The organism is Streptomyces sp. NBC_01298, from assembly GCF_035978755.1.
GTDB lineage: Bacteria > Actinomycetota > Actinomycetes > Streptomycetales > Streptomycetaceae > Streptomyces.
The window spans coordinates 7380987-7403385 of sequence record NZ_CP108414.1 but is presented as its reverse complement, the minus strand read 5'-3'; the positions used below and the strand labels follow the sequence as shown (position 1 = coordinate 7403385).

Sequence of the window (22399 nt, the reverse complement as noted above, 5' to 3'; positions counted from 1 at the left end):
CATGGGGGACCGCCGAGCAGGCGGTCCACGCCACTCCACGTACAGCGAGTGAGCCTACGAGCTGAGTGATACCGCCCGTAATGCACCATCCTTGCACATAGGCGACTGATCGTTGCGCGGATCTGTCCTGGATGGTCCTTTGTTGCGCGGGGATGATCGATCACTGCGCGGCCGACCTCGACCGGCATTCTTGACACTTCGTCAGATCTGCCGCAGCGTGCCGCCATGGACCTGGACGTGCTCTACGAGATCGACGTGCCGCGGCCCTGGCGGGGAGCCCACCCGCACGGCCAGCGGGCCGCTGAGCAGCGCGCTTACCGGGAGGCGGTGGAACAGATCCGGCTCGCCGACCGCATGGGCTTCCGTACCGTGTGGGCGGTCGAACACCACTTCCGCGAGGGCCGCTCGCACTGCCCGGCCCCCGAGGTGCTCCTCGGACACCTGGCCGGGCTCACCGAGCAGATCCGACTGGGCTTCGGCGTGACCCTGACCCCCTTCGCCTTCACCCCGCCCCAGCGCATCGCTGAGAAGGTCGCCACCGTCGACGTGCTCTCCGGCGGCCGGGTGGAATGGGGCACCGGCCGGTCCACGCCCATGGAACAGGCGGCCTTCGGGGTGGACCGGGAGAAGTCCCGCGAGGACTGGCGCGAGGCCATCGAAATCGTGACCGGAATGTGGCGCGAGGAGTACTTCGCGTACGAGTCGGAGCGCTTCAGCTTCCCGCGCCGCATGGTCACCCCCAAGCCGGTGCAGGATCCGCACCCGCCCGCCTGGATGGCGGCCACCTCCCCGGGCTCCGCCGAGGTCGCGGGCGCGCACGGCCTGGGGCTGCTCTCCTTCTCGATCATGCAGCCGCTGGAGGCCATGGCCGCGCAGGTGGCCGCCTACCGGGCCGCGGCCGCGGCCCCGAGCCCCCTCACCGACGTCACCACGGACCGGGTCGCCGCCTACACCCTGGTCCACGCGACCGGGCCGCGCGCCGAGCCGGGCCCGCGGGTCTGGGAGTCGGTCGCCTGGTGGTACTCCAACCTGGCGCGGTTCACCCTGGACTGGGAGCTGCCGCACCTGAGCCCGGAGGAGCGGGAGCGGACCTTCCCGCTGCTCACGCCGATCCTCGAAGGGAACGTACCCGTACGGGAGTTCAGCGACGGGGACATGATCCTCATCGGGGACGCGGAGACGATCGTCGCCAAGGCCAAGCGGTACGCGGACCTCGGCGTCGACCAGCTCATCTGCTACGTCCAGTGGGGATACCTGGAGCACCGGGAGATCCTGCGGACCCTGGAGATCCTGGGCAAGGAAGTCATCCCGGAGCTGGCCCGCTACACGCCCCGGAAGGCCTCCGCGTGAGCGGCGGCCCCGAGTCGTCCGCCGATGCCGCTTCCGTCCCCGACACCTCCCCCGTCCCCGACGCCTCCCCCGACACCTCCCCCGTCCCCGACTACGCCGCCCTGCACCGCCTCGACGGCCGCGCCCTCGTCCTGCTCGGCGCCGGCAACGGCATCGGCCGGCAGACCGCGCACGCGCTGGCCGCGGGCGGGGCCCGCGTGCTGTGCGTGGACCTGGACGAGGAGCGGGCCCGGGCGGTCGCCGCCGAGACCGGGGGCGTCCCGTACGCCGCCGACGTCACGCGGCGCGAGGCCGTACGGGAGCTCTTCGCCGCGGCGCCGGAGCTGCTCGGCGGCCGCCCGGTCGGCGGGGTCGTCGACATCGTCGGCATGGCCCGGTACGCCGCGCTGCCCAAGCTGGACGACGAGGGCTGGGACTGGCACTTCGACCTGGTTCTGCGGCACGCCTGGCTGGCCGTCCAGTACGGCGGCGAGGCCGTCGCGGCGGCCGGCGGCGGACCGCTGGTCTTCGTCGCCTCCGTCTCCGGGCTCACCGCGGCCCCCCTGCACGCCGCGTACGGGGCCGCGAAGGCCGGCCTGATGTCCTTGGTGCGCTCGGCGGCGGTAGAGCTGGGCCCGCGCGGGGTACGCGTCAACGCGGTGGCACCGGGGGTGGTGTGGACCCCGCGGGTCGCCGCCCTGCTGGGTCCCGAGGGACGCCGGCTCAACGCGGAGAACGCTCCGCTGGGCCGGGTCGCGGAGACCCGGGACATCGCGGCCGCGCTGTACTTCCTGGCTTCGCCGCAGTCCTCGTACATGACGGGCCAGACGCTGGTGGTGGACGGCGGCGTCGGCGTGAAGTTCCCGTACCCGACGGTCGGAGGCGCACGATGAGCACACGGGAAGCCGGACCGGACGCGGGCACGGGGGTGTCCTCGGCCGCGCACGCCGATGCGGACGCCGGGCCCTGGCTGGACCCCGCCCCCTTCCTGCGCGGCGTGGCCTGGCTGGACGGGGGCCGCCCCGTGCGGGCCGACCCGGCCGACACCATGCGGCTGCCCTGGGACACCGGCGAACGGGCCACCCTGCCCATCGGGGTGCGCCTGGAGTTCACCGCGGCCGCCGCCCGGGCGGTGGAGATCCACTACCGGGCGACCGTGCCCGGCCCCACCGACGCGCTGCGCGACCTCGCGCACGGGTTCGCCCTGTGGGACCGGCACGGGGTGGTCGGCGAGCTGTACACCGAGCCGGCCGCCGAAGCCGTCGTGCGCCTCGAACTGCCGGGCAGCTGCGGCCCGTTCACCATCCACCCGCCCGAGACCCAGTCCCCGCTGATCCTCGGCCTGCGCGGGATCGGCGGCCCCCTCGCCCCCGCGCCGCCCGCCACCCGCTGGGTGGTGCACGGCGACTCCATCACCGAGGGCTGGTGGTCCACCCGGCCCGCCCACGGCTGGCCCTCGGTGGCCGGGCGGGCGCTCGGCTGGGACACCGTCAACCTCGGCTACGCGGGCGCCGCGCGCGGGGAGCTGGCCTGCGCCGAGCAGATCGCCGGACTCCCCGCCGACGTCCTCACCCTCGCCTTCGGCACCAACTGCTGGTCCCGCGTGCCCTTTTCGGCGCCACTGCTGTACGAGACCACCCGCGCGTTCCTCGAACTGGTCCGCCAGGGCCACCCCAGGACCCCGCTGCTCCTCCTCTCCCCCGTGCTGCGCCCCGACGCGGAACGCACCCCGAACAAGCTGGGCGCCACCCTGGGCGCCCTGCGCGACGCCATGGAGCGGGCCACCCGGGAGCGGATCGCCGCCGGGGACGAGCGGCTGGTGCTGCTGCCGGGCCGGGAGGTGCTGGGCCCCGAGCATCTGGCGGACGGCCTGCACCCCAACGACGCGGGACACCGCACGCTCGGCCTCGCTGTGGCCACGGCCATGAAGCGGGCCGGGTTCGGCGCGGGGTGAGTGAAACAGCCCACATCGGAGGAATTGAACAGAACGGCTCCGACAGGTCGTGTCCTGCACACAGTTGCCGCCGCTCCACTCCGCTCCGGCGGACGGACGCGGCGGCGCAGGCAGGGACACACACGTGGGAGAGATCAAGATGGGCATCAAGCGCGGAACCACCCTGGCGGCCGTGGCGGTCGTCGTCGCACTCACCGCGACCGCGTGCGGCGGGAGCGACTCGGCGGGCGACACCGCCAAGCCGGCCGGAGCGGTCGCCGCTCCCTCCCAGGCCCCCTCCTCGGGCGACGGCTACGGCTCCGGGTACGACGCGGCCGCCCCCGCCGGCGACGCCAAGCCGGGCGGTCAACTGGCCATCGCCCAGGACGAGAAGCTCGGCTCCGTCCTCACCGACAGCGCCGGCTTCACCCTCTACCGCTTCGACAAGGACACCGCCAAGCCGTCGAAGTCCCATTGCGACGGGGACTGCGCGAAGACCTGGCCGGTGGTCGCGGCCGGTGACGCCACCGCCGCCGCGGGCATGGACCCGGCGCTGCTGGGCGAGGTGGTCCGCACCGACGGCAGCAAGCAGCTGACGGTCGCGGGCTGGCCCGTGTACCGGTTCAGCAAGGACACCAAGGCGGGCGACACCAACGGACAGGGCGTCGGCGGGACCTGGTTCGCGGCGGCCCCCGACGGCAAGAAGGCGGCGAAGGCCGCCCCCGCTCCCGGCGGCGCGGGCCAGACCTCCGGCGCGCTGACCGTGGCCAAGGACCCGAAGCTCGGCGAGCACATCGTCGACGGCAACGGAATGACCGTCTACCGGTTCAAGCCCGACACCGCGTGGCCCATGGTCTCCAAGTGCGAGGGCGCCTGCGTGGCCAAGTGGCCGGTCGTGCCGCCGGTGGACAAGGCGAACGCCAAGGGGATCATCGAGAAGAACTACCTGGTGCTCGACCGCCCCGACGGCAAGAAGCAGCAGACGGTGAACTGCTGGCCGGTCTACACCTTCACCGGCGACAAGAAGGCCGGCGACATCAACGGCCAGGGCGTCGGCGGCACCTGGTACGCGGTCGCCCCCGACGGCAAGCTCATCACCGTCCAGTAGGCCCCCCGACCGGCGCCCATCCGACCACCCGACCGCGCGGCCCCCGCCTCCCCTCCCCCCGGGGCGGGGGCCGCGCACCGTTTCGCCCCGCGCGGGCGGAACCTAGACTCCGCATCATGCTGCGCGTACTGGCCGTCGACGACGAGAAGCCCCTGCTCGAAGAGCTCCTCTACCTGTTGCGTTCGGACCCCCGGGTGCTCAGCGCCGAGGGTGCCTCGGACGCCACCGAGGCGCTGCGCCGGATCACCCGGGCGCTGGAGAGCGGCCCCGACGGGGCCGACGTCATCGACGTGGTCTTCCTCGACATCCACATGGCGGGGCTGACCGGGCTGGACATCGCCCGGCTGCTGGCCGGGTTCGCGCGGCCGCCGCTGATCGTCTTCGTCACCGCGCACGAGGGGTTCGCCGTACAGGCCTTCGACCTCAAGGCCGTGGACTACGTGCTCAAGCCGGTCCGGCCGGAGCGGCTGGCCGAGGCCGTACGGCGGGCCTGGGAACAGTCCGGCCGCACCGGGGAGCGGGCCGCGACGGCCGCCCCCGAGGCCGCGCCCGCCCATGAGTCCCCCGGAGCCCCCGTGGCGGCGGTCCCCGCCGCGCGCGGCGGGGAGCGGGCCCCCGACAAGGCCCCCGACCGCTCGCCCGACCAGATCGCCGTCGAACTGGGCGGCGTCACCCGCTTCGTGGCGATCGCGGACATCGCGTACGTGGAGGCCCAGGGCGACTACGCCCGGCTGCACACCGACGAGGGCACCAGCCATCTGGTGCGGATCCCGCTGGCCACGCTGGAGGAACGGTGGGCGGCGCGCGGGTTCGTCCGCATCCACCGCCGCCACCTGGTCGCCCTGGCCCGCATCGACGAACTGCGCCTGGACTCCGGGACCACCACGGTCCGCGTCGGTTCGGCCGAGCTCCAGGTGAGCCGCAGACACACGCGGGAGCTGCGGGACCTGCTGATGCGCCAGGCGATGAGCTGAAGCGGTCCCGGTCCCGGTCCCGGTTCCGGGAAGGGGCGGGGCGGGGGCGCGCCGACCGTCCGGCGCGGCGGCGGACCGTTCACCGTGCGGGCGGGGGCGTACGGCGATCCGCCCGGGCCGTCGGCCGCAGCGCCGGCCGTTCCGCCCGTCCGGGCGGGTCCCCGCGGGTATCGTGGATCTTCGGCCCCGGGAGGTGGCAGATGTCCGAAATCCAGGCGCTGCTCGACGCACTGACCGGACTGCCGCGCACCCGCCCGGCCGGTCCCGCCGAGGCCGAGGTCCTGCTGGCCCGGCTGCGGAGCGCGGCCGCGCGCTGGGCCGACGTCCTGTACGAGGTCCACGAGGGGGCGTACGGACACCTGCCGCCCCGGGCCGAGGCGGCCCTGACGCTGGCCTTCCGGCGCGCCGAGGAATCGTACGTGGAGCTGGAGATCGCCCTGCGGGACTGCGCGGAGCACCGCGATCCCGCCCGCTGAGCCATATCCGGCCTGACCTGCCGGGCCTGTCGCCAAAGGGCCTGTCGCCCGGTCCGGGGGCGTGCGTAGACTCCCGGAGCCCCGGCAGACGGCCGGGACCCGACACCGCCGCCGGGCCGCGCCGCGCGCCCGCGCCCCAGCGATAGGACCGCCGGTGAACCAGACGTACGCGCTGACCGCGGTCGCCGTCGTCGTCCTGGTCACGGTGCTGGTCGGCGCGCTGGGCCTGCGGATCTCCCGTACCACTTCGGACTTCTACGTCGCTTCGCGCACGGTCGGCCCGCGCCTCAACGCGGCGGCCATCGGCGGCGAGTACCTCTCGGCGGCCTCCTTCCTCGGCGTGGCCGGGCTGGTGCTGCTCCAGGGGCCGCAGATGCTCTGGTACCCGGTGGGCTACACCGCCGGGTACCTGGTGCTGTTGGTGCTGGTCGCGGCGCCGCTGCGCCGCTCGGGCGCGTACACGCTGCCCGACTTCGCCGAAGCCCGGCTCGAATCGCAGGCGGTGCGCCGGATCGCGGTGCTGTTCGTGCTCGGCGTCGGCTGGCTGTACCTGTTGCCGCAACTCCAGGGCGCGGGGCTGACCCTGGAGATCCTGACCGGTGCCCCGCACTGGGTGGGCGGGGTGGTCGTCGCCTGTGTGGTGACGGCGGCCGTGGCGGCCGGCGGGATGCGGTCCATCACCTTCGTGCAGGCCTTCCAGTACTGGCTGAAGTTCACCGCCCTGCTGGTGCCCGCCTTCTTCCTGCTGGCGGCCTGGGCCGGGGACGGCGCCCCGCGCGCCTCCTTCGACGCCCCGGCGGTGTTCCGCGAGCACACCGCCGTCACGCTGGCCGAGGACGTGCGGCTGTCCCTGGACGCGCCGCTGACGGTGGCCGTGACCGGGCAAGTGGACGGGCGCGCGTACACCGGGCAGTCCGTGACCCTCGGCGCCGGGCAGCATTCCGTACGGGCGCACGCGCGGCTGGAGTTCGCCCCGGACTCCGCGGTGCCGCAGGGCCGGGCGGAGTCGGGCCCCGGGGTGTCGAGCTGGTCGGAGCCGCTGTCCGGGGACCGGCCCGAGCTGCGGCTGTACGCGACGTACGGGCTGATCCTGGCCACCTTCCTCGGGACCATGGGGCTGCCGCACGTCGCGGTGCGCTTCTACACGAGCCCGAACGGCCGGGCCGCGCGGCGCACCACGCTGGTGGTGCTCGGCCTGGTCGGCGCCTTCTACCTGCTGCCGCCGGTGTACGGGGCGCTGGGCCGGATCTACGCCCCGGAGCTGGCCCTGACGGGCGAGGGCGACGCGGTGGTGCTGGTGCTGCCGGCCCGGGTGGTGGGCGGGCTCGCCGGGGAACTGCTGGGGGCCCTGCTGGCGGGGGGCGCGTTCGCGGCGTTCCTGTCCACGGCTTCGGGGCTGACGATGGCGGTGGCGGGAGTGCTGCACCAGGACGTGCTGCCTTCGCGCGGGGTACGGAGCTTCCGGGTCGCGGTGCTGGTGGCGATCCTGGTGCCGCTGGCCGGGAGCGTGGCGGTGACGGAGGTGCCGGTGGCGGACGCGGTGGGGCTGGCCTTCGCGGTGTCGGCGTCCTCGTTCTGCCCGCTGCTGGTGCTGGGGATCTGGTGGCGCGGGCTGACGCCGCCCGGGGCGGTGGCCGGGCTGGTGACGGGGGGCGGCGCGGCGCTCGGCGCGGTGCTGGCGACACGGGCCGGGCTGGCGCCGGCGGGGTGGGCGAACACGCTGCTGGCGTGGCCGGCGGTGTGGTCGGTCCCGCTGGGCTTCCTGACGATGGTGGTGGTGTCGCTGGGTACGCGCGGGCGGATCCCGCCGAACACGGCGGCGACGCTGGCACGGCTGCATCTGCCGGAGGACGTGGCGGAGTCGGCCCCCGCGGCCGGCGAAGTCGGGGGCGGGGGGACGGGTACGGCCGCGGGCCGGGTCGGGTCCGCCGCGCACTACGGAAAGGGCGGTGCTCCGTGACCGGAGCAGCACACCGGGACGAGAGCGGTGCTCCGATCGCGGCTCGGTGCTCCACAGCCGGAGCGGAGCTCACGGCAGACGACGGAGCCGCGACCCGAAGCACCGCTCACGGTCGAGCGCGGTGCACTCCGACCGGAGCACCGCTCTCGGCGAAGGGCGGCACCCCATGACCGGAGCACTGCTCTCGGTGCTCGGCGCGGCCGGCGGGGCGCTGCTGCTCGGGCTCGGCTGGATCGGCGGCCGCCGGCAGGCCCGGCGCGGTGAGCGGGCCCTCGGCCTCGACCTCGGCACCCCGGTCGAACGGGCCACCTTCCACACCCTGCACACCGCCTCCCTCGCCGCTCCCCCGCTGCGCGCCGGCCTCACCGAGGACGCCGCCCGCAAGGCCGCCAAGCGGCTGCGCTCCCTCCTCGGCACCGAGGCCCTGTGCCTCACCGACCGCGCGCACGTGCTCGCCTGGGACGGCCCGGGCGCCGATCACCACGAGCGCCGTGCGATGGCCCGGGTCGCGGTGATGCTCGACTCCGGGCGCAGCCAGAGCGTGCGCACCGAGTGCGAGCGGCCCGACTGCCCCCTCAAGTGGGCCGTGGTCGCCCCGCTGACCGGCGAGGACGGAATGCTGGGCGCGTTGGTGGCCTACGGGTCGAGGGAGTCGGCGGTGCTGGTGCGGGCCGCCACCGAGGTCGCGCGCTGGGTGTCCGTACAGCTGGAGCTGTCCGAGCTGGACCGTTCGCGGACCCGGCTGATGGAGGCCGAGATCAAGGCGCTGCGCGCGCAGATCTCCCCGCACTTCATCTTCAACTCCCTGGCGGCGATCGCCTCGTTCGTACGCACCGATCCGGAGCGGGCCCGGGACCTGCTGCTGGAGTTCGCGGACTTCACCCGCTACTCCTTCCGGCGGCACGGGGAGTTCACCACGCTGGCCGAGGAGTTGCGGTCCATCGAGCAGTACCTGGCGCTGGCCGGGGCCCGGTTCGGGGAGCGGCTGAAGCTGACCTTGCAGGTGGCGCCCGAGGTGCTGCCGGTGGCGCTGCCCTTCCTGTGCCTGCAGCCGCTGGTGGAGAACGCCGTCAAGCACGGGCTGGAGGACTCCACCGAGGAGTGCCGGATCACCATCGCGGCCCAGGACGCGGGCGCGGAGGCGCTGATCACCATCGAGGACAACGGCGTCGGCATGGATCCGTCCCTGCTGCGCCGGATCCTGGCCGGGGAGCAGCCGGGCTCCTCCTCCGGCATCGGGCTGCCCAATGTGGACGAGCGGCTGCGCCAGGTCTACGGGGACGGCCACGGGCTGGTCATCGAGACGGGCGTGGGCGCGGGCATGAAGATAACGGTCCGCATTCCCAAATACCGTGCGGGGGTGCACAGTTCGGCCCCATCTGGCCGAATTCCCCGGCGCTGACCGGCCCGCGGCCTGCCATCCTGGAGGGGGCGCGAACGACCGGAGGGATCGCCGACGTGCGGGTCGGGCGAGAACAGCACCGCGACGAGTGCCGTACGGCGTTACGGGCATGGGTGCGGGGAGCCATCGGCGAGGCGGGCGGCGGAGCCTGCCTGCTCGTGGAGGGGGAGCCGGGCGCGGGCCGCACCTCCTTCCTGCGCGAGGCGCTATCGGACGCGGCCGCGCTCGGCTGCCGGGTCCGGTACGGGGCCGCCGAGTCCCTGGGCACCGGGCTTCCGCTGCGCGCGGCGCTGGACTGCCTGCACCCGGCCGGCCCCGGGCGGGCGCGGGTCCTGGCCCTGCTCCGGGAGGCCGCCCGGTCGGCCGAGCCCGGCGGTGCGCTGCTGGCGGCGGTGGACCTGCTGGCCGCCGACGTGGAGGAGTGGTGCGCACGGCGGCCGCTGCTGCTGGCCCTGGACGACCTCCAGTGGGCGGATCCGGCCTCGCTGCTGCTGTGGCGCCACCTCGCGCGGGCCGCGCAGCGGCTGCCGCTGCTGCTCCTGACGGCCCGGCGGCGGCTGCCCCGGCGGCCCGAGGTGGAGGAGCTGAGCGCTTCCCTGGGCGGCCGGCCGGGCGGGCGCACGCTGCGGCTGGAGCCGCTGACCGGGGCGGAATCGGCGGCGCTGGTGCGGGAGGTACTGGGCGCGGCCCCCGGCCCCCGGCTGCGGGAGGCCGCCGGGCACGCGGGCGGCAATCCCCGGCTGCTGCGGGAGCTGCTCGCGCACTGGTCCGGCATCATCGAAGTCCATGGCGACCGCGCCGAACTCACCCTTTCGGTGCAGGACTTGCCGCCACCGCCGGAGGCGGCGACGCGGGAACTGTCCCGGCTCCCCGCGGCGGCCGTGGCCACGCTCCGGCAGGCCGCCCTGCTCGGACCGGCCTTCACGGCGCGCGAGCTGGCCCTCGTACGGACCCTCCCGGTCCGGGATCTGCTCGCGGACCTGGAGGCCCCCCTCCTGACCGGGGTCCTGGAACCGGGCACCCTGCCCGCCGGGCTCCCGTCCGGCGGTGACGCCCTGCGGTTCCGGCAGCCGGCCGTGCGCCTCGCCCTGTACGCGGAGCTGCCGCGGGCCGCCCGCAGCGCCCTCCACCAGGACGCCGCGCGGGCCTTCGCCGAGGCGGGGCTCGATCCCGCCCGGACCGCGGGACAGCTGCTGGCCGGCGGGGAACTGGACCCCTGGGCGGTGCGCTGGACGGCCGAGTCGGCGCAGGCCCTGATCGCGGTGGCCCCCGAAGCGGCGGCGGCCCTGCTGGCCCGGGCCGTGGAACAGAGCACGGAACAGGGCCCCGGGCAGCACCCCGGCCAGGCCGCGGGCCAGACCGCGGGACGGACACCGGAACAGGACACGGACCAGGCCCTGAGGCGGACCCCGGCGCAGGTTGCGGGACCGCCCCGGAACCAGGACGCGGACCGGTTCCACGAGGCCCTGGAGGACGGGCTCGCCGATGCCGCGCTCATGCTGCGACGGCCCGAGTCCGTGGAGCTGCTCGGCACCCTGCGGGAACGGTCGCGGGATCCCGAGCGACGGGCCGCGCTCGCCTTCAAGCTGGTGTCGGCGCTGATGATCCAGGGAGACATGGCCCGCTCCCTGGAGGTCACCGAGGAGGCCCTGGCCGAGGCGGCCCAGGCCGAGTCGATACCGGCCGAGGAGGCACTGGCCGGGTCGATACCGGCCGAGGCTGACCAGGCCGGATCGATACCGGCCGGGGAGGGATCGGCCGCGGCCACAGCCCCCAGGCCGGTATGGGCCGAGGCGATACGGGCCAAGGCCGCACCCTCCGGGGAGGCACCCTCCGGGGAGGCACCCGCCGGGGCGGCACGGGCCGGGGCGGTACGGGCCGAAGCGGCACCCACCCAGACCGCACCCGCCGAAGCCGCACCCGTCCAGGCCGCCCCCGGTGTGAGCATGCGGTTGCGGCTGGAGGCGTGTCGGGTGTTGGCCTTGGCCGATCTGCGCCGGCCCGAGGAGGCGTACGCGCTCGCCGGGCCGCTGGTCGACCGGGCTCGGGTGCTGGGTGATCCGGTGTGCGGGGCGGAGGTCGAACACGCCATGTCCTTCGCGCTGTTCCACCTGAACCGGGGCCGGGAGTCGCTGCGTCACGTCGCGGCCGGGATCGCGCACGCCCGCCGCAGCCCGGCCGCCAACGACATGCGGCTGCTGCTGCTCGCCAACCAGGCCGAGGGCCATCTGCGGTTCGGCGAGCCGCGCGCCGCCGCGGAGGCGCTGCGCGAGGCACGGCAGTTGGCGGCCCGGACCGGTTCGACGGGCCGGCTCGTGGTGACGGAGGCCCTGCTGGCCGATCTCCGCTACCGGCTCGGCGACTGGGACGCCGCACTGGCCGGCCTCGCCCGGGCGCGGCGCATGCCCGTCTCGGACGTCTGGCTCCCGGTGCTGACCCGCGGGCTGCGCGCCTTGATCCTGGGTCACCGGGGCGAACAGGAGGCCGCCCGGGCGGAGTTGGCCGCGCTCGGCCCGGACGCGTACGAGCCGCCCGCGGCCCGCCGGCACACCGCGCACGTGCTGCTGGCCCGCGCCCTGCTGGCGGAGCGCGACGGGAGCCCCCGCGCGGCGCTGGAGGCGCTGCTGCCCGCGTTGGAGGACGGCGTGGACGAGGCGGTGGCCTTCGACCGTCCCTGGGCGCTGTCGGAGGCCGTCCGGCTCGCGCTGGAGGACCGGGACACCGGTACGGCCCGGTCGGCACTGGCCGCCTGCGCCCGCACGGCGGCGGCCCTGCCGGAGCAGCCGGGTCCGGCGCTGGCGCTGCTGCGCTCCCGCGGGCTGTTCGCGCAGGACCCGGAGTTGCTGGGGCGGACGGCGGCGCTGGCGCGGGGCGGGCTGGTGGCGGGCCAGACCCTGGAGGACCTGGCGGTGGCCCGGGCCTGGCACGGGGACCTGCCGGGCGCGCGGTCGGCGCTGACCGGGGCCGTGGCCTCGTACGAACTCCTGGGCGCCCGGTGGGACATCGCGCGGGCCGACGCGCGGCTGCGGAGCCTGGGGGTGCGGCGGGGCAGCCGGGCGGCCCGGCGGCGGCCGGCGCGGGGGTGGGAGGCGCTGACTCCGGCGGAGCTGAAGGTGGCGCTGCTGGTCGCGCGGGGCCGGACGAACCCGGAGATCGCCTCGGCGCTCTTCCTGTCCCGCCGGACCGTCCAGACCCACGTCTCGCACATCCTGGCGAAGCTGGAGGTCCGCTCACGGGCGGAAGTGGCCGTCATCGTAGCCGGGCAGGAGGGCGCGCAGGGCCCGCAGGGCGTAGTACGTACGGGACTTGACCGTCCCGGCGGGTACTCCGAGCGCCTCGGCGGCCTCGCAGACGCTGGCCCCGCGGAAGTAGATCTGGAGGAGGACGGCCCGGTGATCGGGGCTGAGTGAGCGCAGGGCGTCGCGGACGTCGAGGACGGCGACGGACCGCTCGGTGCGGTCCTCGTCGGCGGGCGACTGCTCCAGCCCGTCGGGCCCGACCTCGGCGGGGCGCGACAGGCGGGCCCGGCGGGCGTCGATGGCCACGCGCCGGGCGACGGTGTACAGCCAGGGCCGCATGGAGGCGTGGGCGCCGGTCTCCAGGGCTTCCGGGTTCTTCCAGGCGCGGAAGAGGGTCTCCTGGACGAGGTCCTCGGCCCGATGGCGGTCACCGAACGTGAGCCCGAGGAGGAAGCCGTGGAGGGCCTTGCCGTGCTCCCGCTCCAGCCGGGCGAGGGCGTACGCGTCGGTGCGGCGGCGGGGGACCGTGATGATGCCGGCGGTCGCGAACATGGGCGACATGGGCTACCCCTTCCGGGTCGGGGATGCGCGTCGGGATGCGGGTCGAATACAGCTGGCATGCGGGTGGGGATGCACCGAGCGTGCCGGACCGCGCGCGTGGAGTTATCCGCCGCCTGACGTATCCCGCCGCACCCTGCGCCCACCGGTCGTCCCCCGTCGGTGAACGGTCGTCCCCGGGGTGCGGCGGCGGGCGGGGCGGTACGCGAACGGCCCCGCTCACCGTCCGGACGGACGGCGGCGGGGCCGCGGTGAGGGTGGGAAGGGCTGCGGAGCGGGGGTTCAGTCCCGGGACGGGGTCAGCACCACGAAGTCGGCGTTCGACGGGTCGAGGCAGACGGCGAGGCGGCCGACGCCCTCGGCGTCGGCGGGACCCATCTGCACGCTGCCCCCGTGCCCGGTGACCTCGGCGACCGCCGCGTCACAGTCGGTGACGTGGAAGACCGGGTGCCAGTACGGCCGGCCGCCCGCCACCGCGAGGTCCTCCGCGGAGAGTTCCATGAGCCCGCCCTGCATGCTCCCCTCGGAGTGCCCGGCGGGGGTGATCAGGGTGTACGTGCCCTCGCCGCCCGGCATCTGCATATCGCTGAACTGCCAGCCGAAGACGGCCCCGTAGAAGGTCCGGGCGGCTGCGGCGTCGCTCGTGTACAGCTCGGTCCAGGACAGCGATCCCGGCTGGTCCACGAGGTCGACGCCCTTGTTGTCGCCCGGCTGCCAGACGGCGAACTGGCCGCCCAGCGGGTCGCTGAACTGCGCCATCGTGCCCCACGCGTCGAGCTTCCTCGGCTCGACCCGGACGGTGCCGCCGGCCTCGCGGACGGCGCGGGTCGTGGCCTCGGCGTCGGGGACGCTGTAGTAGATCATCCAGGCGGGGCGGGCGCCTTCCTCGGTGAGCTTGCCCAGGCCGGCGACGGTCTTCCCGTCCTTCTGGAACATGCCGCCTTCCATGTCCTCCCCCGCGCCCATGGACTCGTAGTCCCACCCGAGGACGGCTCCGTAGAAGGCCGCGGCCGCGGGGACGTCGGGTACGCCGAGGTCGAGCCAGCAGGGGGAGCCGGGGACGAAGTCAGTGGTGATCATGACGACTGCCTTTCGCGGATCGGGTACGACCAGCGTGGCATCCGGCACCCGCCCCCGCCCGTCGGTCCACGGGAGGACGGGCGGCACGGGCAGCGGACAGCACTGCGCCGGGGCTCCCACGGGGGCCCCGGCGCGGTGGTGTGTCGAGCGACTAGCTCCAGCTGGCGTGCAGCGGCTTGCCCTCGGCGTAGCCCGCCGCGGACTGGATGCCGACGACGGCCTTCTCCTCGAACTCCGCGAGGGAGGCCGCACCGGCGTAGGTGCAGGAGGAGCGGACGCCCGCGATGATCGAGTCGATCAGGTCCTCGACGCCCGGGCGGGCCGGGTCCAGGAACATCCGCGAGGTGGAGATGCCCTCCTCGAAGAGACCCTTGCGGGCGCGGTCGTAGGAGGACTCCTCCGAGGTGCGGTTCTGGACCGCGCGCGCGGAGGCCATGCCGAAGGACTCCTTGTACAGGCGGCCGTCGGCCGACTGCTGCAGGTCGCCCGGGGACTCGTACGTACCGGCGAACCAGGAGCCGATCATGACGTTCGACGCACCGGCGGCCAGCGCCATCGCCACGTCGCGCGGGTGACGGACGCCGCCGTCGGCCCAGACGTGCTTGCCGTGCTTCTTCGCCTCGGCCGCGCACTCCAGCACCGCGGAGAACTGCGGGCGGCCCACACCGGTCATCATGCGGGTGGTGCACATGGCGCCGGGGCCCACACCGACCTTGATGATGTCGGCGCCGGCGTCGATCAGGTCCTTGACGCCCTCGGCGGCGACGATGTTGCCGGCCACGATCGGGACCTGCGGGTCAAGGGCGCGGACGGCCTTGATCGCGCTGATCATCGATTCCTGGTGGCCGTGCGCGGTGTCGATGACGAGCGTGTCGACGCCCGCGTCGAGCAGCTGCTTGGCCTTCGACACGAAGTCCCCGTTGATGCCGACGGCGGCGGCGATGCGCAGCTTGCCGTTGGCGTCGGTGGCGGGGGTGTACAGGGTCGCGCGCAGCGCGGCCTTGCGGGTGAGGATGCCGACGAGCCTGCCGTCCTTGTCGACGGCCGGGGCCAGCTTGCGGTGGCCGGCGTCGAGCTTGGTGAAGGCCTCGCGGGGGTCGATGTCGGCGTCGATGAGCAGGAGCTCCTTCGACATGACCTCGGAGAGCTGGGTGAAGCGGTCCACGCCGGTCAGGTCGTGGTCGGTGACGACGCCCACCGGGCGGCCGTCCGCGTCGACGACGACGCCGGCGCCGTGCGCGCGCTTGGGCAGCAGGGACAGCGCGTCGGCGACGGTCTGGGTGGGGGCCAGCGTGATCGGGGTGTCGAGCACGAGGTGGCGGGTCTTCACCCAGGAGATCACGTCGGTGACGACGTCGATCGGGATGTCCTGCGGGATGACGACGATGCCGCCGCGGCGGGCGACCGTCTCGGCCATCCGGCGGCCGGCGATGGCGGTCATGTTGGCCACGACCAGCGGAATGGTGGTGCCGGTGCCGTCAGGCGCGGAAAGGTCGACGCCCTGCCGGGAACCGACCGCGGAGCGGCTCGGCACCATGAATACGTCGTCGTACGTCAGGTCGTACGGCGGCTTCAGGTCATTGAGAAAACGCACGTGCTGAACATCCCAGTCGTTCGGAGGTGACCCCGACAGGGCAGTCGAGGAACGCACGTACTTCATTCTCACACGACCTGGAGTTCACACCGCCCCGGCCGATCGTCCAGGACATTTGGGGCCGGATGGTCGCTTCCTACGGGACCTTCGCCCTCCGTACGGGCGGTGGCGGGACGGCCCGGCCGTGGGCGGGGCCGTGGAGGACGGGGTCCTGGGCGGGGCCGTGGACCGGGCCCTGGCTCCGGGCCAGCGGAAGAATCGTTCCCCCGTACCGCACGGCGGTGAACTCGGCGGCGATGGCGAGCGCGGTCTCCTCGGGGGTTCCCCCGCCGAGGTCCAGTCCGATCGGCGAGCGCAGCCGGGCCAGCGCGGCCGGCGCCACCCCCTCGGCCCGCAGCCGTCGGGCCCGGTCCTCGTGGGTGCGGCGCGAGCCCATGGCTCCGACGTACCCGAGCGGCAGGCCGAGCGCGAGCGTGAGCAGCGGGACGTCGAACTTGGCGTCGTGGGTCAGTACGCACACGGTCGTACGGGAATCCAGGCGGCCGCCCTCCCACTCCGCGGCCAGGTGCCGGTGCGGCCAGTCCACGACCACCTCGTCGGCGTCGGGGAACCGGGCGGCCGTGACGAAGACGGGCCGGGCGTCGCACACCGTGACCCGGTAGCCCAGGAAGGCGCCGACGCGGGTGAGGGCGGCGGCGAAGTCGATGGCCCCGTAGACGAGCAGCCGGGGCGGCTCCGCGGCCGATTCGACCAGGAGGGTCAGGGGCTGCCCGCAGAGCCCGCCCGCCGTGCCCAGCTCGGCGGTGCCGGTCCGGCCGGCCGCGAGCCAGTCCCGGACCCGCCCGGCGGCGGCCCGGTCCAGCTCGGCGCCCCCGCCGAGCCGGCCCTCGTAGGAACCGTCGGCGTGCACGGCGATGGCCCGGCCCAGCTGTTCCGGCGGCCCGCAGACCACCCGGCCCAGCGCGGAGCGGGCCCCGCCGCAGGCAGCGTCGAGCACGGCGCCGATGACGGGGCGCACGGGGTCGTGCCGGCGCACCGGGGTGATCAGGACGTCGAGGACTCCCCCGCAGGTCAGCCCGACCGCGAAGGCGTCGTCGTCGCTGTATCCGAAGCGGTGCACGCTGCTGTGCCCGGAGGCGATCGCCTCCAGGCACAGTTCGTGCACCGCCGATTCCACACAGCCCCCGGAGAGGGAGCCGAGGGCGGTGCCCCCGGTGTCGACGGCCAGCGAGGCGCCCGGACCGCGCGGCGCGCTGCCGCTGACGGCCACCACCGTGGCCACGGCGAAGTCCCGTCCGGCGGCGCACCACGCGCGTAGCTCTTCGGCGATGTCGAGCATCAGCGGATGTACTCGCGGCGCGGGCTCTGCCCGGGGATGACCGGTCTCGGCGGCAGCGCGGGAGGTCCGGCGGCGTGTCCGGCGGCGTGGACGGCGGCGACCGCGCGGGTGGGGGCGGTCCGGACCGGGCCGGGGTACGCGTCGGGCTGTGACGGGTGGGGGCCCCGGCCGCGCGCGCCCAGCAGCATCGCGGCGTGGGCGACGCTGGCGAGGGTGGCGTGGTGGTGCCAGCCCCGGAAGGAGCGGCCCTCGAAGTCCCGGATTCCGGCGGGCTCGCAGACCTCGGTGAAGTCGAGCGCGACCCGGTCCGTGAGTTTGGCGAGGAGGAACAGCTGCGCGAGCGGCCGGTCCCCGATGTTGGTGATCCAGAACTCCGTGGGCAGCAGGGCGGCCTCCGTCCAGGCCCCGACGAGCAGCAGCGGGGTGGGCGGCGCCGGTACGAGGCGGTCCTCACCGGGGGTGGCGAAGATGGCGGCCGAGGTGAGCAGGGTGACCGCTCCCTCGGCGCGGCCGTGCCGGGTCCATTCGACGACCCGGCGCTGGGAGCGCAGGGAGTCGATGAGCTCCCGGGCCGGCGCGGTGTGCGGCCCGGGTTTGTGCCGGCCGGCCCCGCCGAAGGAGACGGGCAGGGTGCCGTCCACTTTGAATACGAAGGGGATGTCCTGCATCGCGAACGATTCGACGCACTGCGGCAGTTCGGTGTTGGAGACTTCCATCACCACGGGCCGGCGCTGGAGTTGCCAGGTGGAGGCCATCCGCTGGACGGCGTGGACCGCGTCCTGGGCCGGAGTGAGCGAGCGGGCCGTGTCGGGGATGCCGGCCCGCCGGCGCCGCAGGAGTTCCGCCGTCCAGGGCCCGGGGAGGGTGAGGGTCCATTCGACGGGGAAGCCCGCATCGCTGGAAGTGAGCCAGATCCCGCTGGCCTGCTGACAGTTGGCGGTGCGTCCCAGCTGGGGGACGAACTGCCGCCCCACTCCCACCGACCGGTCGCCGGCCTTCTCGATGACCATGGGCTGCACCACCCAGGCCAGCGGGCGCTGCGCGGTGCGTTCCAGGTGCTGGGCGAGGGAGCGGCGGACCGGGGTCCAGTCCCAGGGGGATTTGCTGATGAACTGCTGAAGGCTCTGCTCGACGGAACTGGCCCCGGTTCCGGCGATGTTACGAATTGTTTTCTTGCCGTTCGTCTGTACCAGGCCGTTCAGATATACGCGGGCCCAGTTTCGCTGGTCCCGCCGGGGTAACGACTCGAAGAAGAGCGAGATCAGAACGTCGATCAATTCGGAGATTTCCTTCGTGGATTCCTCCGGCAGGACTACGCGAGCCATCTGGGCCTCCCCCGCGACCAGCTAGATCCATTACCCTACTTGACCGCACAGAACGGCCGTAGGTCCCGGCGGCTACTTCCTGAGGTCGCTCGCAGTTTCGAGCCGCTCTTCCTCTACCACGAGGGGGATGGGGATCTGGTTCGCCGCATAGTAGAGCGCGATCAGGAAGTGTGCGACGAGAGTGAGCGGAGCCGAGAAGAAGGCCAGCACGACGGTGCACGGGTAGGCGATGGCACCCAGACCGAAGCGGACCCTGGTGGCTCGTGCGCCGTCCTTGTCCACCTGGTCGTGGAAAAGGTGTCCGACGCGGGTGACGTACCACCAGAAGGCCAGGAAGGCCAGGGCGTAGGCCACGGTGAGAAGGCTGTAGAGGACGGCGGCCGCGTTGGCCGATCCCCCTTCTTCCATGAGGTGTTCGGCGAGCACGTTGGTCGTGTACGGGACCACCGAGACGACCATCAGCACCAGGAGGTTCAGGAACAGCAAAGGACGGTCCACGCGCTTGATGTGACTGAAGATGGTGTGGTGGTTCACCCACATCACGCCGATGATGAGGAAACTCACCACATAGGCGGCGTAGTGCGGCCACTGCTCGCGCACTCCGTGCCAGAAGTCGGAGCCGGTTTCTTCCGGAACTTTCAATTCCAGGACAAGGATCGTGATGATGACCGCGAATACGCCATCGCTGAATGCCTCGACCCGGCCGGTTTCCGTTTCCATGACCTCCCCTTCACGCTTCTTGCATATATCTACGGCTGTCGCACATACGGGGAGGGTGCACATCCCCACCCTCCCCGCACACGCTACCCAGATTTCCGCAATCAGCCGCCGAATCCGGCAGTCTGCCGCCAGATCCGGCCATCCCGGACAACGAGCGTCCCGAACGCGTGCTCCGGTTCCCCGTTCAGGTTCATGATCGCCCGGTAGAAGATCGTGTCGTCGGTCTCGACGTACTCCTGGAGCTCCACGAGGGTGGGCTTCACCGTCAGGTACCCGGTGAAGGTCTCGCGCACCGCGTCGATGCCGACGGAGACACCCTCGAAGCGCAACAGCACCGCGTCGTCGGTGTAGTTCTTCATGACCGCCTCGATGTCCAGCGCGGCGAGCGCGTCCATCTGCCGGACGAACACCGGGTGCAGCGTGGAGATGTCGTACTTGGGCATGTCGACTCCCTTTCAACTCTTCGATGGGGATGGAGCGGTGGAATCCGTGGATTCGGTGGAACCGGTGGGCTCGTGGGCCACGGCCGGCACCGCGCAGGACGGATCGGTGCCGGACAGCGGCAGCCGCACCGTCATCCGGGTCTCCCCCGGCCGCGAGCGGGCCGTGATCGAACCGTGGTGGCGCTGGGTCACGATGCGGTAGCTGAGGTGGAGGCCGAGGCCCGTGCCCTTGCCCACGTCCTTGGTCGTGTAGAAGGGTTCGAAGATCCTCGGCAGGGATTGCGCGGGGATGCCCGAGCCGGTGTCGGCGATCTCCACCACCATGCAGACGCCTTCGACCCGTGCCCGCAGGGTGAGGGTTCCGGAGCCCTCCATGGCCGCCGCGGCATTGTCGACCAGGTTGGTCCACACCTGGTTCAGCTCGCTCGGATAGCCCGTCAGTTCGGGCAGGTCCGGGTCGTACGAGCGCACGATCCCGATCCCCGCGAGCTTGGCACGCAGCACGACCAGCGTGTTCTCCAGCCCTTCGGTCACCGCGAAGCGCTGCTCGGGGGCCCGGTCGAGATTGGCGTAATCCCGGGTCGCCGAAACGAGTTGGGAGATCCGCGGACCGGCCGCCCGCAGCTCGGCGGCGAGCGAGCGGATCTCCAGCAGGGCCGCCAGATGGTCCAGCGCCGCCGGCAGGGCGCGCTCGCCGACCCCCTCCAGCCGCTCCAGCAGCCCGCCCAGCTTCAGTCCGAGGTCGGAGACCCCCGAGCCCAGCAGCCCGGCCCGCTCCGCGCCCGCCTCCTCGGCCCAGTCGGCGATCTCCTCCTCGGCGTCCGCCTGGGCCAGCGGATCGGTGACCTCCGGCGGCGCCACCTTGTCCAGCTCGTCGGCGAGCTGGTCGAACACGGAGCGCTCGGCCGCCGTGGCGGCCGCGCCCCAGGCCTGGGCGGTGCGGGTCAGCTGGTCCAGGGCGGGCGCCAGTTCCTGCGCGGCCCGGGCCACGGCGGCGGCGGGATTGTTCAGCTCGTGCGCGAGGCCGGCCGCCAGGGTCCCCAGCGCTTCGACGGTGGCCCGTTTGCGGGCCTGGACCTCGGAGGACTTGATGCGCCAGGCCAGTACGGGGATCAGTACGGCGGCCACCCCGTGGCAACGGGTCAGCATCTCGAAGAAGACCGGCTTCGCGTACGCCACCACGGTGGTGGCCGGCCCGCTCGCGGCGGCCGTGGCCACGTACGCCCCGTCCGTCAGCAGGGGGAGTTCGCCGGTGAACCGGTGTGCGGCCGAGGGTTTGCCGTCGTGGTCCTCGGCGGCCGCGCTCTCCTCCTCGGTGGAGTGCCGAGTCAGGACCTCCTCGCGGCCGTCGACGACCTTGGTGACCACGAGGCCCCCGGAGAGCAGGACGTGGAAGCCCGTGGCCTCCTCCCCGTCCCGGAACAGGACCTCGCCGTCGGCGAGCACCCTCGGTTCGGAGACGGAGACCAGCCAGTCCAGCTGCTCCTCGGTGAGGCCCTCGAAGATCTCCAGCCCGCGCAGTGCGGTGCGCAGGGCGGCGGTGCCCGGGGAACCGGTCATGCGGTGCTCCCTTCCGTCCTGTTCCGGGCCGCCAGCCGCAGGGTGGCCAGCAGGGCCAGGGCGCACACCGCGGCGACGGTGGCCATGAAGCCGACCGAGGTGCGGTGCAGTCCGTGGATGTTGGTGAGCAGTCCGGCCAGCACCGCCGGCACGCTCATCGCGAGGTAGGCGAACACGTAGACGGCCGCGGTCAGTTCGCCCCGGTGGGCCGGCTCGGCCAGTGCGCTCAGGGCGCGGAAGGAGCCGAGGAAGGCGGCGCCCCAGCCGGCTCCGAGGACGGCGGTGGCCACGAGGAACACGGGGGCCGAGCCGAGCCCGAGCGCGAGGAGCACCAGGGCCAGCCCGCCCAGCAGCCCGAGCAGGCCGAGGACGGCGGTGCGCAGGGCCTCGGTGCGGCCGAGCAGGAGCTGGGCGGCGGTGGCGGCTCCGGCGAGGAGGGCCACGGTGGCGCCGCCGACGAGGTAGTTGGTGCTCTCGAGCAGGGACAGGGCCAGGTGCGGGCCGAGCGAGAGGTAGAACCCGCCGACCGACCAGACGGCCACGATGGTCAGGATCAGCACGGCGAAGCGGCCGCGCACGGCGGCGGGGATGTGGATCCGGTGCGGGGCCAGCTTGAAGCGGCCCCCAGCCGCCCCAGCCACCCCGGCAGCCCCAGCCACCCCGGCAGCCCCGGCCGCCCCACCCGCCGCCCGCCCCGGCGCGCTCTCCGCCATCCGGGCCACGCCGATCAGGCAGCCGGCGAAGGCCCCCACGAGCAGCACGTAGGTCAGGACGGTCGGCGCGGGCGCGTACTGCACCAGCAGCCCGGCCCCGATGCCGCCGAGGCCGATGCCCACCGTCGGGCCGGCGCTGTTGACCTGGGCGCCGAGCGCCGGCTTGGACCGCGGGGCCAGTTCCAGCAGGGCGGCGCCCATGGCCCCCGTGGCCAGGCCCACCGCCAGCCCCTGTACGGCGCGGGCGGCGAGCAGCAGCCCGAGCCCCTGGGCCGCGGCGAACAGGCCCATGGCCACGATCGCGAGGACCAGCCCCGCGGCGAGCACGGGCCGCCGGCCGAGGGTGTCGGACAGCGAGCCGAACAGCAGGAGTCCGGCGAGCACGGTGACGGCGTACAGGGCGAAGACCACCGTGATCATGCCGGAGGACAGGCCCCACTCCTGCTGGTAGAGCACGTAGAGGGCCGAGGGGACGGAGGAGGAGAGCATCAGCAGGACGAGGACCGCGCCCACCACCCAGAAGCCGGAGCCTCCCGGTGCGCCTGCGGAGCCGGCGGCTGGACGCAAGGTGACCCCCGTGGTGGTCGCGGACGGCGCGGTCCGTGCTGTCGTGGGCAACGGTTCCACTGCTTCAACTCCCCCGTCG

The 22399-nt window shown here is 73.9% G+C and carries 17 protein-coding genes and 1 pseudogene; 9 read left to right on the top strand and 9 right to left on the bottom strand.

What is annotated here, in order from left to right; all coding sequences use genetic code 11:
• The first annotated feature begins 225 nt into the window (after nt 1-225).
• The 9 genes and pseudogenes from OG730_RS33700 to OG730_RS33660 all read left to right on the top strand — a co-directional run.
• Nucleotides 226-1350: an LLM class flavin-dependent oxidoreductase gene (locus OG730_RS33700; RefSeq protein WP_327307768.1), complete on the top strand. Its 1125-nt coding sequence runs from the start codon at nt 226-228 to the stop codon at nt 1348-1350.
• On the top strand, nt 1347-2222 hold the full coding sequence (locus tag OG730_RS33695; RefSeq protein ID WP_327307767.1) for an SDR family NAD(P)-dependent oxidoreductase: 876 nt from the start codon (nt 1347-1349) through the stop codon (nt 2220-2222). Before OG730_RS33700 ends, OG730_RS33695 begins: the two co-directional genes overlap by 4 nt.
• Entirely contained in the window at nt 2219-3283 is a 1065-nt protein-coding gene (locus OG730_RS33690; protein WP_327307766.1) for a GDSL-type esterase/lipase family protein, read from the top strand. The genes OG730_RS33695 and OG730_RS33690 overlap by 4 nt, the downstream gene beginning before the upstream one ends.
• A 139-nt stretch (nt 3284-3422) precedes the next feature.
• Nucleotides 3423-4370: an SCO0930 family lipoprotein gene (locus OG730_RS33685; protein ID WP_327309533.1), complete on the top strand. Its 948-nt coding sequence runs from the start codon at nt 3423-3425 to the stop codon at nt 4368-4370.
• 116 nt (nt 4371-4486) lie between these two features.
• On the top strand, nt 4487-5344 hold the full coding sequence (locus tag OG730_RS33680) for a LytR/AlgR family response regulator transcription factor (RefSeq protein WP_327307765.1): 858 nt from the start codon (nt 4487-4489) through the stop codon (nt 5342-5344).
• Nucleotides 5345-5544: 200 nt separating this feature from the next.
• The gene (locus tag OG730_RS33675; RefSeq protein ID WP_327307764.1) at nt 5545-5820 is read left to right on the top strand and encodes a hypothetical protein; all 276 of its coding nucleotides are present in this window, start codon (nt 5545-5547) and stop codon (nt 5818-5820) included.
• Between the two features lie 154 nt (nt 5821-5974).
• The gene (locus OG730_RS33670) at nt 5975-7780 is read left to right on the top strand and encodes a sodium/solute symporter (protein ID WP_327307763.1); all 1806 of its coding nucleotides are present in this window, start codon (nt 5975-5977) and stop codon (nt 7778-7780) included.
• 166 nt (nt 7781-7946) lie between these two features.
• Nucleotides 7947-9182, top strand: a complete 1236-nt coding sequence (locus OG730_RS33665; RefSeq protein ID WP_327307762.1) for a histidine kinase — start codon at nt 7947-7949, stop codon at nt 9180-9182.
• A 56-nt stretch (nt 9183-9238) separates the two neighbouring features.
• Nucleotides 9239-12376 (top strand): annotated as a pseudogene (locus OG730_RS33660) (AAA family ATPase); the annotation flags it as partial.
• Nucleotides 12377-12412: 36 nt separating this feature from the next.
• Here OG730_RS33660 and OG730_RS33655 read toward each other — a convergent pair.
• The 9 genes from OG730_RS33655 to OG730_RS33615 form a co-directional block, all read right to left on the bottom strand.
• A complete protein-coding gene (locus tag OG730_RS33655) occupies nt 12413-12982 on the bottom strand; it encodes a sigma-70 family RNA polymerase sigma factor (protein ID WP_442815105.1) in 570 nt (189 codons plus the stop codon).
• Between the two features lie 279 nt (nt 12983-13261).
• Nucleotides 13262-14059 carry a VOC family protein gene (locus OG730_RS33650; RefSeq protein ID WP_327307761.1) on the bottom strand — a complete coding sequence of 266 codons (798 nt, stop codon included), beginning with the start codon at nt 14057-14059 and terminating at the stop codon, nt 13262-13264.
• A 151-nt stretch (nt 14060-14210) separates the two neighbouring features.
• Nucleotides 14211-15653, bottom strand: a complete 1443-nt coding sequence (locus tag OG730_RS33645; RefSeq protein ID WP_327307760.1) for a GuaB1 family IMP dehydrogenase-related protein — start codon at nt 15651-15653, stop codon at nt 14211-14213.
• Between the two features lie 136 nt (nt 15654-15789).
• Nucleotides 15790-16992, bottom strand: coding sequence for an XdhC family protein (locus OG730_RS33640; RefSeq protein ID WP_327307759.1), 1203 nt, complete (start codon nt 16990-16992; stop codon nt 15790-15792).
• Complete coding sequence (locus OG730_RS33635; protein ID WP_327307758.1) at nt 16992-18317, bottom strand: IS701 family transposase; 1326 nt, start codon at nt 18315-18317, stop codon at nt 16992-16994. The genes OG730_RS33640 and OG730_RS33635 overlap by 1 nt, the downstream gene beginning before the upstream one ends.
• 72 nt (nt 18318-18389) lie before the next feature.
• Nucleotides 18390-19037 carry a TMEM175 family protein gene (locus OG730_RS33630; RefSeq protein WP_327307757.1) on the bottom strand — a complete coding sequence of 216 codons (648 nt, stop codon included), beginning with the start codon at nt 19035-19037 and terminating at the stop codon, nt 18390-18392.
• Between the two features lie 101 nt (nt 19038-19138).
• Nucleotides 19139-19480, bottom strand: coding sequence for a nuclear transport factor 2 family protein (locus tag OG730_RS33625; RefSeq protein WP_243334431.1), 342 nt, complete (start codon nt 19478-19480; stop codon nt 19139-19141).
• Nucleotides 19481-19492: 12 nt separating this feature from the next.
• Nucleotides 19493-21040 (bottom strand): ATP-binding protein, encoded by a 1548-nt coding sequence (locus OG730_RS33620; RefSeq protein WP_327307756.1) that lies wholly within the window; start codon nt 21038-21040, stop codon nt 19493-19495.
• Nucleotides 21037-22371 carry an MFS transporter gene (locus tag OG730_RS33615; protein WP_327307755.1) on the bottom strand — a complete coding sequence of 445 codons (1335 nt, stop codon included), beginning with the start codon at nt 22369-22371 and terminating at the stop codon, nt 21037-21039. Before OG730_RS33615 ends, OG730_RS33620 begins: the two co-directional genes overlap by 4 nt.
• Nucleotides 22372-22399: the final 28 nt, after the last annotated feature.